The following is a 12620-nucleotide window of genomic DNA, read 5'->3' as shown; positions in this document are numbered from 1 at the left end:
GTCACTTGAACTCAGCTGCCCAGTACGCTTCGACCTGCTGCACCAGCGCCGGCGGCAGCGGCACGTAGTCCAGCGACTGCGCCTGCGCCTGGCCGTTCTCGAAGGCCCACTTGAAGAAGGCGAGCGTGTCGGCGCTGCGCTTGGCGTCCTTGGGCTGCTTGTACATCAGGATGAAATTGGTCGCGGTGATCGGCGAGGCCTGCGCGCCGCTGGCGTTGGTGATCACCAGGTTGAAGTCCTTGGCATTGGCCCAGTCGGCGCCTTCGGCGGCCGCCTGGAAGCTTTCGGCACTGGGCTGCACCCAGTTGCCGGCGGCGTTCTGCAACGAGGTGTAGGTCATCTTGTTCTGCACGGCATAGGCCAGTTCGACATAGCCGACCGAGCCCTTGATCTGCTGCACGTACGAAGCGACGCCTTCGTTGCCCTTGCCGCCGACGCCACCGGGCCACTTCACCGTGGTGCCCTCGCCAATGCCGCTCTTCCAGCTCGGGCTGACCTTGGACAGGTAGTTGGTGAAGTTGAAGGTGGTGCCCGAACCGTCGGAGCGGTGGACGATGTTGATCTTGGTCGAGGGCAGGGCGAGGCCCGGGTTGACCGCGGCGACCGCCGGGTCGTTCAAGGTGCTGACCTTGCCCTGGAAGATGTCGGCCAGCAGCGCGCCAGTCAGGCGCAGCTTGCCCGGCTCCATGCCTTCGATGTTGACCACCGGCACCACGCCGCCGATGGCGGAGGGGAACTGACCCAGACCGGCCGCGGCGAGGTCCTCGGTCGACAGCGGCTTGTCGGAGGAACCGAAGTCGACGGTGCCGGCCTTGATCTGGGCGATGCCGCCGCCGGAGCCGATCGACTGGTAATTGACCTTGGCGCCGGTGGCCTTGTTGTAGTCGTCGGACCACTTCGAAATCAGCGGATAGATGAACGTCGCGCCGGCGCCGGTGATCTGGGCGGCGACCTTGTCGCCCGCGGGAGTTGCGGATGGCGTGCCGGCATCGCCAGCAGGTGCCTGTGCCTCGCCCGACGGCTTGCAGGCGGTCGTGGCCAGGACAATGGCGAAGGCGAGGGCGGCAACGCGGGCCGTCGTCGTGTTCATGCGCAACTCCGTGTGGGGAGGGAGATATGAATCGGGAATCCAAGGCTCTCGCCCGGGGCTGCGCCATTTGATGATCTTTTTGTTACACCCCGATGACATGGAACCGTCACATTTCTGTAGCCAAGCCCTGGGAGGCCTCCCGGAACGAAAAAGCGGGCCCGAAGGCCCGCTTTTGGGCACTGCCCGAGCCGGAAGGCTCAGTAGGCCATGTTCGCCGACCAGTACTTCTCGATCTGCTGCACCAGCGCGTCCGGCAGCGGCACGTAATCGAGCGCCTTGGCCTGGGTGTCGCCGTTGGTGTAGACCCAGCGGAAGAATTCCTTGGCGTTCTTGGCGCCGGCGGCATTCTTGGGCTGCTTGTACATCAGGATGAAGTTGGTGGCGGTGATCGGCCAGGAATTCGCGCCCGGGGCATTGGTCATGACCAGGTAGAAGTCCTTGGCGTTGGCCCAGTCGGCGCTGGCGGCGGCCGCCTGGAAGCTCTCGTCCGAGGGCAGCACGAAGTTGCCCGAGGCGTTCTTCATGCGGGTGTAGGCCATCTTGTTCTGCAGCGCGTAGGACAGCTCGACGTAGCCGATGCCACCGACGATCTGCTTGACGTAGGCGGCCACGCCCTCGTTGCCCTTGCCACCGATGCCGACCGGCCACTTGACCGCGGTGCCTTCACCGACGCCGCTCTTCCACTCCGGGCTGACCTTGGACAGGAAGTTGACGAAGTTGAAGGTGGTACCCGAACCGTCCGAACGGTGGACGACCGTGATCTTCTTCGCCGGCAGCTGCACGCCACCGTTGAGGGCGACGATCGCCGGGTCGTTCCACATCTTGACCTTGCCCAGGAAGATGTTGGCGAGGGTGTCGCCGTCGAGCTTGAGCGCGCCCGAAGCGACGCCCGGCACGTTGACCACCGGCACCACGCCGCCGATCACCGACGGGAACTGCGCCAGGCCGTGCTGGGCCAGTTCTTCAGGCTTGAGCGGAGCGTCGGAGGAGCCAAAGTCGACCGTCGCGGCCTTGATCTGGGCGATACCGCCGCCGGAACCGATCGACTGGTAGTTGACCTTCTTGCCGGCTGCCTTGTTGTAGTCGGCCGACCACTTCGACATGACCGGATACACGAACGACGCGCCGGCGCCGGTGACATCGGCGGCCTGAGCGTTGGCTACGAACGCCGTCGCCAGCGCAAGGGCGGCGACGCGGAACTGGATGGATTTGAACACTGTGGTCTCCTGGAGTGACGGCGAGCGGGTTTGACTTGGGGCCTGACCCTACCGGGCGCATTTGATAACGGTTCGATGACAGTGCCGGGACCGCTATGTGACACGGGCGTGACACGTGAAACGGAACCCGGGCGGCCGAGCGTTCGCCGCGATGACGAGTTCCCCAAAAAAATGGGCGCGGCTGAGCCGCGCCCGAGGGGGAGGAAAGAGATGCAGGGAAGTCGGGCCCGGCAAGGCCGGGCCCGGGTGAAGCCTTACCAGTACAGCTGGACGCGGGCTTCGAGGATGTTCGGGTTGTCGTCGACCTTGCGGTTGACCAGCACGTTGTTGTTGGCCGGGATGTCGGCGTACGGAGCGGCCGGGGTGCGGACGAAGTAGCGCGAGCTGTCGACCATCACGTAGTTCAGCATGAACTTGAAGTTCGAGCGCCAGTACCAGTTCACGCCGACGGTCCAGGTGTCCATCTGGCCGCCGAGCACGCCGTCGACCACCGAAGCTGCGGTCGGGGTGGCGCCGGCGATGGCGCGGCCGTCATCCAGGTCGATCGTGTCGAAGCGCAGGCCGGCCTGCCACATGCCCGAAGCCGGGCTGTCGGGCAGCGGGGTGGTCGGCACGCCGTCCTTGTAGCCCCAGGTCTCGCCGGTGATGTTCCACAGGCCGCTGACGTACCAGCTGTTGGCGTCGTAGTCCTTCGACTGGCGCGGGTTGCCGTTGTTGTAACGGTCGACCGTCGACTGCATGTACTCGCCCTGCACCTTGACCGGACCGGTCACCCACATCGCCTCGGCACCAATGGTCGACTGGCGGTCGGCATTGGTCATGTTGCCGGTGTCGACGATGCGCTGGCCGGCCAGGTCGGCGTCCGGACGGGCGCGGATGCGGACCGTGTCGGTGAAGGTGTCGTAGTCGATGTACGACAGGCCGAAGTGGAGGATGTTGCCCTTCTCGTTGATCGGTGCCCAGTTGCCGCGGAAGCCGAAGCCCGGGCCGTGCGGCGTCGGAGCCGGATGCTCGGTCAGCTCGCGGGTGAAGTAGCTGGCGGTGATGCCCCAGTCGTTGGTGCCGTAGTGGTACGCGGCGCCGAGGCGACGGGCGATGCCGAAGGTGTTGGTGACCAGCGACTTGGAGATGAAGTCGTTGTTCTTGGTCGACGACAGTTCTTCAAGGCTGTTGGGCTGCTTGAACTGACCGGCCTGGAACCAGTGGTTGGCGTCGCCGCCGAGCTTGTACTTGGCGTTGACGTCCAGCCACTTGTCGGCCTTGGCGTCGTAGCCGACGACCCAGTCGATGTTGCCCGGGCCCTTGCCCTTCAGCACCAGCTCGGCGCGACGCAGTTCGTTGTCGCTGTCCTTGCCGTCCGGGGCATCGCCGTTGAGGTTGGCGAAGTCGTTGTCGAAATAGTTGTAGTCGGCCTGGACCAGGCCTTCGAACGAGATCTCGGAACCACCGATGACGTCGAATGCGATTTCGGCGTGGGCGGCAGGAGCGGCTAGAACGGCGAGCAGCGCGACGGAAAGGGTGCTGCGAGACAGTTTCATGGACGTAGCCCTTGGGGCATTGGAAGACGCTGCGCAGGCTAGGGTGTGAAAGTTGCGTAAATATGACAGCCCTGACTTATTTCGTCGGGATGACGCTGGCATTACCGCCGCCAGCCGGCAGCCATGGCTGCGATCAGTCGTTATCGGCCCCAGCGAGGCCTGACGGTCATTCCGACAGACGGTCGGGTTCGCCGGCTGTCTTTTCTTTGAAACGACACAGATCGCGCAGCACGCAGTGCGGGCAATCGGGCTTGCGCGCCTTGCAGACATAGCGGCCGTGCAGGATCAGCCAATGGTGGGCGTCATGCAGGTACTGCGGCGGTATCACCTTGAGCAGGCCGTCCTCGACCGCGCGCACGGTCTTGCCCGGCGCCAGGCCGGTGCGGTTGGCGACGCGGAAGATGTGGGTGTCCACGGCCATGGTCGGTTCGCCGAAGGCGGTGTTCATCACCACGTTGGCGGTCTTGCGGCCAACCCCGGGCAGGGCTTCGAGGGCGGCGCGGTCGCGCGGGACTTCGCCAGCGTGCTGTTCCAGCAACTGCCGGGCCATGGCCACCACGTTGGCGGCCTTGGTATTGAACAGGCCGATGGTGGCGATGTACGGCTTGAGGCCCTCGACCCCGAGGGCGGCGATGGCCTGGGGGGTGTTCGCCACCGGGAACAATTTGCGTGTGGCCTTGTTGACGCCGACATCCGTCGCCTGCGCCGAAAGTGTCACGGCCACCAGCAGTTCGTAGGGCGTGGTGTATTCCAGTTCGGTCTTCGGACTGGGATTGAGCGCCTTGAGGCGGGCGAACATCGATTCGATTTCCGCGGCACTGAGGCGGCTGCTGCGACGGGTTCGTGTCGGAGCGGCTTTTTTCGCTTTGGCGACTGGCATGCGGCGGGTGGTGTCCGATCAGGGCTTGTGGCGCGCGGCGGCCCTGGCGCGCGCACGCGCCAGGGCGGCAGCGGCGGCCGAGGGCAGGGCGGTTGCAACGGGTGCCGTGTCATCGGTGGCGACACTGGCAGCGATGGGCATCGCCGCGGAGCGATGCTCGGCGCGCTCGCGTGCCCTTCGCTCCACGCGTGCGTTGCGGATGCGGTAGCGATCGCGTGCGGCCAGTGCCTGCATGCGTTCCGTGCGCGCCGCCTGCAGGCGCGCGCGGCAATCGCCACTGCAACTGGCACACGACCGTGGTTCGACTGCGATCAGGCCAAGCGTGATCGCGCGATCGAGATCATCCTGCGCGAGCGCCGTGGCAATCGCGTGCACCGCTGCGCTTGCGCCATCGCGGCAACCGCAAACGCAGGCGTCGTTGCTGGCGGTTGCCATCACTGACCGCTGAAGCTCGGCTTGCGCCGCTCCAGGAAAGCGGCAGTGCCTTCGCGCATGTCGTCGGTGGAGAACATCAGGCCGAACTGGGCGGTCTCGTACTCGAGGCCTTCCTCGATGCCGCATTCGCCGCCGACGTTGACGCAGTCGAGCACGCCGCGCAGCGCCAGCGGCGCGGATGCGGCAAGCTGGTCGGCGAGCTTCATCGTTTCCGCTTCCAGCTCGGCGGCGGCCACCACGCGATTGACGATGCCCAGCTCGCGCGCACGCGCCGCATCGATCGGCGCGCCGGCGAGGCAAAGCTCGAGCGTCGCGGCGCGACCGGCCAGGCGCAGCAGGCGCTGGGTGCCGCCGAAGCCGGGGATGAGCCCGAGGTTGACCTCCGGCTGGCCGACCTTGGCATTGTCGGCGGCGATGCGAAGGTGGCAGGACATGGCCAGCTCCAGCCCGCCACCCAGGGCGAAGCCGTTGATCATGCCGATCACCGGCTTGGGCATCTTTTCGATCCGGCGCATCAGCTTTTGCCCGCGCAGGGAGAAGTCGCGACCCTGCACCGGAGTCAGGGTGTTCATCTGGGAGATATCGGCGCCGGCCACGAAAGCCTTGGATCCAGCCCCGGTCAGGACCACGCAGCGGACCTCCGGCGCGGCCTCGGCAGCCTCGAAGGCGGCCAGCAGGCCGTCCAGGGTCTCTGCGTTGAGCGCATTCAGCTTGTCGGGGCGGTTCACGGTAATCAGGCGCACGGCGCCACGATCGGCAGTCAGGACGGGCGTTTCAGACATGTCGGAGGGTCACTGGGAAAGTTTCTGGGGTCGGTTTGGGGCCGTCGAAGACTTCTGCGGAACTCCCGGCCAGGAGCGCTGTCAGAGCAGGGCGGCCTCAGTGGCGATTAAGCCTTGGCGCCGTTATCCTAGCGCGTCCATCCGGGCCGATTCGACCGGTGCGGGCTTCACACATCAGGCTTTACACAGACGGTGCGGCCAACCCGCCCCTCGATCCACCACGGAGATTCCACCGAATGAAGTTGCGTTTGATTGCTGCCGCCGTTGCGGCCCTGGCACTGACCGCCGGCAACGCCGTCGCGCAGGACACTTCGACCGAGAAAGGCAAGCTCAGCTATGCCCTCGGCTATGACCTTGGTCGCAACTCCGTGGAGAGCGGCGAGCAGGTCGATGTGAACACCATCATCAAGGGCCTGCAGGACGGCTACGGCAAGAAGCAGCCGGCCGTTCCGGTCGACCAGCTGCGCACCGCCGTGCAGAACATGCAGCAGCGCCAGCAGGCCAAGGCCAAGGCCGAGTGGGACAAGGCCGCCGCCACCAACAAGACCAAGAGCGACGGCTTCATCGCCGCCAACAAGGCCAAGGCTGGCGTGAAGTCGCTTCCGAGCGGCGTGCAGTACCGCGTCATCGAGACCGGCACCGGCGCCAAGCCGACCCAGGCCAACACGGTGCAGCTGGAAGTCGCTGGTCCCTACGCATGGGGCGAGCGTCCGCAGCAGCCGCGTCCGGCGCAGGCGATCCCGGCGATCAAGGTCAGCGAGATCGAGATGGCCGCAATGCGCGAAGCACTGCTGCAGATGCCGGCCGGTTCGAAGTGGGAAGTCACCCTGCCGCCGGAGAAGGCGTACGGCGCCGACCCGCGCACTCCGTTCCCGCCGAACGTCGCCGTCCAGTTCGAAGTGAAGCTGGTCAGCGTGAAGTGATGATTTGACCCGCGGCTGCATAGCGGCCACGGCGTTGTCAGCAACACCCATTGAGCCGGCCTCGTGCCGGCTCAATGTCTTTATGGGTCCCGACAACCATCCAACGGTTGAAACCCGTGCACTCCCGCCTTACGGTTGTCAGCTGATGAATACTCTTTTCCGCGCCGTGCTCAGTCCGTGCATCGGCGTCTGCGCACTCGACGATGAAGGCCTGTGCAGCGGCTGCCATCGCACCAGTGCCGAGATCGCGCGCTGGCCGCAGATGAACGATGACGAGCGCCTGCGCATGATGGAAACCACCTTGCCCGAACGGGAGCACAGACGAGGGTGAAGCCGCTGCCTGCCGGACCGGTTCTGCCTGACTGTCCCGGCCTGTTGGCCGCGCTGTATCCGTTGCCGTCGCCGCCACAAGGGCCCGGCTGGAATCTCGCCGAGCTGCACGACCTGGTCCCGGACGGGACGGTGTCTGTCGCGGCGGCGGTGCTGGTCGGACTGATCCCCCGCAGCGGCGGCACGCAGGTGCTGCTGACACGTCGCACCGATGCGCTGCGCCAGCACGCGGGGCAGGTCAGCTTTCCCGGAGGCCGCGTCGAACTCGACGACGCCGATGCCGTCGCCACCGCCTTGCGCGAAACCTGCGAGGAGATCGGCCTGGCGGCGGCGCAGATCGCGCCGCTGGGTTACCTCGATCCACTGGCCACGATCACCGGCTACCGCGTGCAACCGGTGGTGGCGCTGCTCGACGACGACTATGTCGCCCGTCCCGACCCGAACGAAGTCGCCGACGTGTTCGAGGTGCCGCTGTCATTCCTCCTCGATCCGGCCAACCTGGCCACGCATACGCTCGACTTCCGCGGTCGCCCGCGCGAAGTGCTGGAATACCGCTATCCCGCGCAACGCATCTGGGGCGCCACCGCGTCGATGCTGTTCAACCTGCGGCAACGACTGGAGGCCATCGCATGAGCACGACGCAACACTGGGGCACGTTGGTTTCCGCCGCGGAGCTGGCGTCCGCGCTGGGACGCAGTGACCTGGTCGTGATCGATGCGCGCTCGAGGCTGGGCGATCCCGCCACCGCCGAAGCGGCGTACCGCGAGGCGCACATTCTTGGTGCGCGCTACGCGCATCTCGAACGCGACCTGTCCGCGCCGCCGGGTACTGCGCCGGCCATGCAGATCGATGCCGGCCGTCACCCCTGGCCGCAACTCGACGACTTCCTCGCCGCACTCGGTCGCTGGGGCATCACCCCGCAGACCCAGGTCGTGGCCTACGACGCCGGTGACGGTGCGCTTGCGGCTGCACGCATGTGGTTCCTGTTGCGCATGCTTGGCCACGAGCGTGTCGCCGTGCTCGACGGCGGCTGGGAGCAGTGGCAGGCCCAAGGGTTGCCGGTCGACTCCGACGTGCCGCAGCCGACGCCGACCAATTACGTCGGCACGTTCGACGAATCCCGTTTGCTCGATGCGGCCGCAGTGCAGGCGCACCTCGACCAAGGCGGAATGTTGATCGATGCCAGGGCGCACGAGCGGTTCCGCGGCGACATCGAACCGATCGACCGTGTCGCCGGCCACGTGCCCGGCGCACGCAACCGGCCTTATGCACTGAGCATGCGCGAGGGTCGCTTTCGACCAGCCGATGAGCTGGCCGGCGAACTGTCGACGCTTATTGCTGCTCGCCCGGCCAGTGACGTCGCGGTGATGTGCGGCTCAGGCGTCACTGCCTGCCACCTGCTGCTGGCGATGGAGCATGCGGGCCTGAAGGGTGCGAAGTTGTTCAAGGGATCATGGAGTGGATGGATCGGGGATCCGAACCGCCAGATTGGGACAGGCGAGTAACCAGCTGTAACAAGAATTCGCACGTAGTAACAAGAACGTCATCGAACCTCCCGATGCTTGCGTGTTTTCGCATTGGGGGCGTGCGCGATGTCACGTATCACACGGTTTGTGTGGGGTTTGCTGCTTCTTGGAACATGCGCGATGGCGCACGCGCAGGCGGATTTGCAGGTGGACACCGAACGGGTGCGCATCCACGGTTCGCAGACGCTGGGTGCGCGACTGGTGCCGACGGTGGCCGAGGCCTGGTTGCGCGACATCGGCTATCAGGACATCCGCCGCGTGCAGGCGGCACCGGCAACGACCGAGATCCACGCCGTTCGCGACGGTCAGCCGCTGGTCGTCGAGATCGCCGGCAGCAGTACCGCGCAGGGCTTCGCCGACCTGGTCGCCGGTGAAGCGCAGATCGCGATGATGACGCGGCGGCCGACCGCCGCCGAACTCGATGAGGGCTGGCAGCTCGGCGATCTCGCATCGCACGACCAGGAGTTCGTGCTGGCGCTCGACGGCGTTGCGGTCGTGGTCCATCGCGACAATCCGGTCAGGCGCCTGGACATCGCACAGCTGCGTCGATTGTTCTCCGGACAGATCCGCGACTGGCGCGAAGTCGGTGGGCGACCGGGCCCGGTGCGCCTGCAGATGGTGACGGGCGCGAACTCTGCCCGTGACCTCGTCGATGAGCAGGTGATGGCGGGCAGCGCCTACGGCATGAGCCGCGAGCATCCCGACGGACCGGCGCTGCTGGACGCGGTGGCGGCCGACCCGCAGGCGATCGGCTTCATCACGCTGCGCCAGCGCTGGGGCGCCGGCGTCAAGCCGCTGGCCATCGCCGAAGGCGGCCGTGCCGTCGCACCCACGCGCTTGAACGTGCTCAGCGAGGACTATCCGCTGACGCGTCGCCTGTACATGTACGGCAGTCAGATGATGGGCGCACTGAGCCGCAGCTTCGCGCTGTATGCGATGGGCCAGCACGGCCAGGACGCCGTCGCCTCGGCAGGCCATCTGGGCGTGACGTTGCGTCCGGGCTACAAGCCGCCGTCGCTGTTCGGTCCGGCCGAATACAAGGCGCTGATCGGCAATGCTATGCGCCTTCCGCTCAGCCTGCGCTTCAACTTCACCGGCAACAACGACAGTGGCGTGGCCAGCAGCGTGTACGACAGCCGCTCGGTGCGCGACATCGAGCGACTGGCTGCCTTCATGAAACTGCCGGTGAACCAGGGGCGGCAGTTGCTGGTCGTGGGTTTCGCCGATGTCGGCACCAGCACGTCGGTGGCGGCCACGATGATGATGAGCAACGACCGCGCCGACCTGGTCGCGCACGAGTTGATGGCGCTGGGCCTGCCGGTGCTGCATGCACGTGGCATGGGAGCGCAGGTGCCGTTGAAGGCGCCGGCGGATTCACGCGCGCGCCTGCGCAACGAGCGTGTCGAGATCTGGCTGTTGTGAGTGTTTCGAGGGTGGCGGCGCTGGGCCGCCACCTTCGCCGGGTTACTTGCCCAGGCGCGCCACCAGCGCCTGCAGCGCTGCCTGCGTGGCCGGGTCGCTCCAGGCATCGATGAAGCGCGGCAACTGGATCTGTTCCGGTTGCAGCGCGGCGACCACGTCGGCGCGGGCGATGGCGCGGGTCTGGCGCATCACCCGCTGCGGCAGCGCCAGCAGCGATCCGAGCCACTCGCGCGAACGCGTAACCACCTCATCGATGTCGACCAGTTCGTCGACCAGGCCAAGGCGCTCGGCGCGATCGGCTGCGACCATCTCGCCGGCCACGACCAGGCGCTCGGCCTGGTAGATGCCGACCACGCGCTGCATCAGGCGCAGGATGCCGACCGGTACGACCAGCCCGACCTGGGTTTCATTGAGTCCGATACGGAACGGCTTGGCCGGGTCTTCGCTGCGCGCCATCACGCGGTAGTCGCAGCACAGTGCCAGCACGCAACCACCGGCCGGCGCATGGCCACCGATCGCGGCCACCACCGGCACCGGGCATTCGGCCAGGGTCCGTGCAGCCAGGAAGAACGATTCCCAGGCCGCCATCAGCGCATCGCGATCGTTGCCCAGCGAGACCAGGTAGGGCACGTCGAGGCCGGCCGAGAACACTTTGGGGCTGCCGCTGAGGATCAGGCCCTGCGCGCCGTCGGCGACGGCCTTGCCGATCGCGGCAGTGAGCTGATTGCACAGTTCCGGGTTGAGCGCGTTGACCGGCGCGCGCGCCAGCTGGATCTCGACGATGCCGTCGGCGGAATGGGTCTGGATCATGCTCATGGCGTGGGACTCATTGAATGGTTGCCTGGTGGCAAGGTCTGATGATGCAAGGTCTCATGGCGTGACGTCCTTGTTCCAGCGGTAGCGCACGGTGTAGGTGAGCGTGGCCTCACCCTCGGCCGGAACCGGGACTTCGAATTGCGCGTGCTGGGCGTCCTTCTTGTTGCCCGGCACGCTGCTGGCGACCAGCTCCCAATCGCTCCAGCGCGGCAGCGGCTCGATCACTCGAATGGTAGCCGCGGTCTTCTTGCCGTTGGTCAAGGTCAGTTCAATCGTCTCGGTGATGGTGCGGCCGGCGCGGTCGAGGCGGAAGTCCCTGGGCTCGCGCTTGGCACGCAGGTCGAAGGCTTTGCCGAGCTGGAGGCGGATTTCTTCGCCGGTAGCCGTATGCGGCAGCATGGATTCGCCGAGGAAGTCGCCATCGACGAAGGCACGCACGCGGCCTGCCGGCAGCGGTTGGCCGAGACCGGCTTCCCTGGAGTTTTTGATGGAGACCGTCGTCGTCACAGGCAGCACGCCGGTCGCGCCACGGAAGGAAGGTTCGATCACGGGTTGCGGTGGTACCCAACCGCCGCCGTCTGCCTCGACCACATACGCACGCTCACACGCGATCGACGGCCGTGGTGCGAACAGCGGCACGCGTTCATTGCTGCCATGGGCCAGACGCACCCGGCCGGGAAGATCGTAGGCGTGGTACTCGCCGGACTCGCGCACGGTCGGTTCCGGTGGTGGTGCCGGTGCCGGTGCCGCCATCTCCATGCGGTCCATCGTCACTCGACTGCCGGTGACCTGGATCCGCTCTACATTCGGTTCGCCTGCGACCAGGCTTACTGCGGCGTCATCGAACGTCACGCCGGAACGATTGGCGATCAGCGCCGCGCCATCGAGCGCGAGCTGGCAGGCGTCACCCTTGGCAAGCCTCGCCAGGTACTCGGCGCGCCAGGCCATCCCGCCCATCGGATACGTCAGCTGGAAGTCGGCGTCTCCAGCCTGGGGCGCGGTCACCGTCCATTGCAGCGCGGCGTGGCGCGGCAGCCGTGCTTGACCGTCGACGAGGCTGAAGCTGTCGTAGTTGCGGATCACCTTGATGCTGCCATCGTCCAGCGCGAGCGTCAGGCCGTCACCGGCAGACAGCAGTGTGCCGCTATCGGTCTGCCTGGAACCACCGGCGGTGTGTTCGACGGTGACCTTGTTGCCGATGGCCTGCGCGAGTACGTCGTCGGTACCCGACAGCGCGGCGACATAACGCTGGCCGGCGATGCCGATGCCATCCGTCAGTGGTCGCAGCGACGCTGCCTCCACGTCCATCGACGGCGGAACGTCGTCGGCCGTTATCGCGTTCTCGCCTTGCTTGAGCGTGCGCTGCAGCTTGCGGTCGACGAGGGCGTACCCGGGCATGCCGGCCTGCGGGACACCACTGTGGGCCAGCTGGTCGTAGCCGCCGCTGTAGACCGTCAGCCGGGTCGCCGTGGCCACGCCGCTGTCGGCGCCTTGCCTGGTGGCTCCCTGTGTCGCGGCGGGGGCGCCACCCGTGTCCGCCGGTGCCTTGGACCCCGAGCAGGCGGCAAGGGAGCAAGCGGCAAGTAAGCAAGCAGGGGCAAGCAGCGAGAGCGGATGCTTCATCGGCGACTCCTTCAGCATGTGGGAAGTATCATAGGCCC

Annotated in this window: 11 protein-coding genes and 1 pseudogene; 4 read left to right on the top strand and 8 right to left on the bottom strand. The window is 66.6% G+C overall.

Annotated elements, in window-relative coordinates; genetic code table 11:
• Window position 1: 1 nt before the first annotated feature.
• The 6 genes from pstS (HIV01_RS07235) to HIV01_RS07210 form a co-directional block, all read right to left on the bottom strand.
• Window positions 2–1090, bottom strand: coding sequence for a phosphate ABC transporter substrate-binding protein PstS (pstS, locus tag HIV01_RS07235; protein WP_207527129.1), 1089 nt, complete (start codon window positions 1088–1090; stop codon window positions 2–4).
• A gap of 197 nt (window positions 1091–1287) precedes the next feature.
• Window positions 1288–2307: a phosphate ABC transporter substrate-binding protein PstS gene (gene pstS, locus HIV01_RS07230; RefSeq protein ID WP_200605803.1), complete on the bottom strand. Its 1020-nt coding sequence runs from the start codon at window positions 2305–2307 to the stop codon at window positions 1288–1290.
• 254 nt (window positions 2308–2561) lie between these two features.
• Complete coding sequence (locus HIV01_RS07225) at window positions 2562–3845, bottom strand: OprO/OprP family phosphate-selective porin (RefSeq protein WP_200605802.1); 1284 nt, start codon at window positions 3843–3845, stop codon at window positions 2562–2564.
• A gap of 166 nt (window positions 3846–4011) precedes the next feature.
• The gene (gene nth, locus HIV01_RS07220; protein ID WP_200605801.1) at window positions 4012–4725 is read right to left on the bottom strand and encodes an endonuclease III; all 714 of its coding nucleotides are present in this window, start codon (window positions 4723–4725) and stop codon (window positions 4012–4014) included.
• A gap of 18 nt (window positions 4726–4743) precedes the next feature.
• Window positions 4744–5160, bottom strand: coding sequence for a hypothetical protein (locus tag HIV01_RS07215; RefSeq protein ID WP_200605800.1), 417 nt, complete (start codon window positions 5158–5160; stop codon window positions 4744–4746).
• Window positions 5160–5942, bottom strand: coding sequence for an enoyl-CoA hydratase/isomerase family protein (locus tag HIV01_RS07210; protein WP_200605799.1), 783 nt, complete (start codon window positions 5940–5942; stop codon window positions 5160–5162). The genes HIV01_RS07215 and HIV01_RS07210 overlap by 1 nt, the downstream gene beginning before the upstream one ends.
• Window positions 5943–6178: 236 nt before the next feature.
• Between HIV01_RS07210 and HIV01_RS07205 the strand changes: the two genes are divergently transcribed.
• The 4 genes and pseudogenes from HIV01_RS07205 to HIV01_RS07190 all read left to right on the top strand — a co-directional run bounded on the left by HIV01_RS07205 (window position 6179) and on the right by HIV01_RS07190 (window position 10143).
• Window positions 6179–6865 (top strand): FKBP-type peptidyl-prolyl cis-trans isomerase N-terminal domain-containing protein, encoded by a 687-nt coding sequence (locus tag HIV01_RS07205; RefSeq protein ID WP_200605797.1) that lies wholly within the window; start codon window positions 6179–6181, stop codon window positions 6863–6865.
• A 145-nt stretch (window positions 6866–7010) separates the two neighbouring features.
• Window positions 7011–7828 (top strand): annotated as a pseudogene (locus tag HIV01_RS07200) (NUDIX hydrolase).
• Window positions 7825–8700: a sulfurtransferase gene (locus HIV01_RS07195; protein WP_207527128.1), complete on the top strand. Its 876-nt coding sequence runs from the start codon at window positions 7825–7827 to the stop codon at window positions 8698–8700. Before HIV01_RS07200 ends, HIV01_RS07195 begins: the two are co-directional and overlap by 4 nt.
• A 168-nt stretch (window positions 8701–8868) precedes the next feature.
• Window positions 8869–10143: a substrate-binding domain-containing protein gene (locus HIV01_RS07190; protein ID WP_207527127.1), complete on the top strand. Its 1275-nt coding sequence runs from the start codon at window positions 8869–8871 to the stop codon at window positions 10141–10143.
• A gap of 42 nt (window positions 10144–10185) precedes the next feature.
• Here HIV01_RS07190 and HIV01_RS07185 read toward each other — a convergent pair whose 3' ends face one another.
• Entirely contained in the window at window positions 10186–10953 is a 768-nt protein-coding gene (locus HIV01_RS07185) for an enoyl-CoA hydratase/isomerase family protein (protein ID WP_200606400.1), read from the bottom strand.
• Window positions 10954–11013: 60 nt separating this feature from the next.
• Window positions 11014–12582 carry a DUF4139 domain-containing protein gene (locus HIV01_RS07180; RefSeq protein WP_200605791.1) on the bottom strand — a complete coding sequence of 523 codons (1569 nt, stop codon included), beginning with the start codon at window positions 12580–12582 and terminating at the stop codon, window positions 11014–11016.
• Window positions 12583–12620: the final 38 nt, after the last annotated feature.

Origin of the sequence: Lysobacter arenosi, assembly GCF_016613475.2 — a bacterium.
GTDB lineage: Bacteria > Pseudomonadota > Gammaproteobacteria > Xanthomonadales > Xanthomonadaceae > Lysobacter_J > Lysobacter_J arenosi.
The sequence above is the reverse complement of the archived record's forward strand: the minus strand, read 5'-3'. Positions and strand labels throughout refer to the sequence as shown.

Coding starts and splice junctions, on each gene's coding strand:
- pstS (WP_207527129.1), bottom strand. CDS start 1,090: ATGAACACGACGACGGCCCGCGTTGCCGCCCTCGCCTTCGCCATTGTC.
- HIV01_RS07225 (WP_200605802.1), bottom strand. CDS start 3,845: ATGAAACTGTCTCGCAGCACCCTTTCCGTCGCGCTGCTCGCCGTTCTA.
- nth (WP_200605801.1), bottom strand. CDS start 4,725: ATGCCAGTCGCCAAAGCGAAAAAAGCCGCTCCGACACGAACCCGTCGC.
- HIV01_RS07215 (WP_200605800.1), bottom strand. CDS start 5,160: ATGGCAACCGCCAGCAACGACGCCTGCGTTTGCGGTTGCCGCGATGGC.
- HIV01_RS07210 (WP_200605799.1), bottom strand. CDS start 5,942: ATGTCTGAAACGCCCGTCCTGACTGCCGATCGTGGCGCCGTGCGCCTG.
- HIV01_RS07205 (WP_200605797.1), top strand. CDS start 6,179: ATGAAGTTGCGTTTGATTGCTGCCGCCGTTGCGGCCCTGGCACTGACC.
- HIV01_RS07195 (WP_207527128.1), top strand. CDS start 7,825: ATGAGCACGACGCAACACTGGGGCACGTTGGTTTCCGCCGCGGAGCTG.
- HIV01_RS07185 (WP_200606400.1), bottom strand. CDS start 10,953: ATGATCCAGACCCATTCCGCCGACGGCATCGTCGAGATCCAGCTGGCG.
- HIV01_RS07180 (WP_200605791.1), bottom strand. CDS start 12,582: ATGAAGCATCCGCTCTCGCTGCTTGCCCCTGCTTGCTTACTTGCCGCT.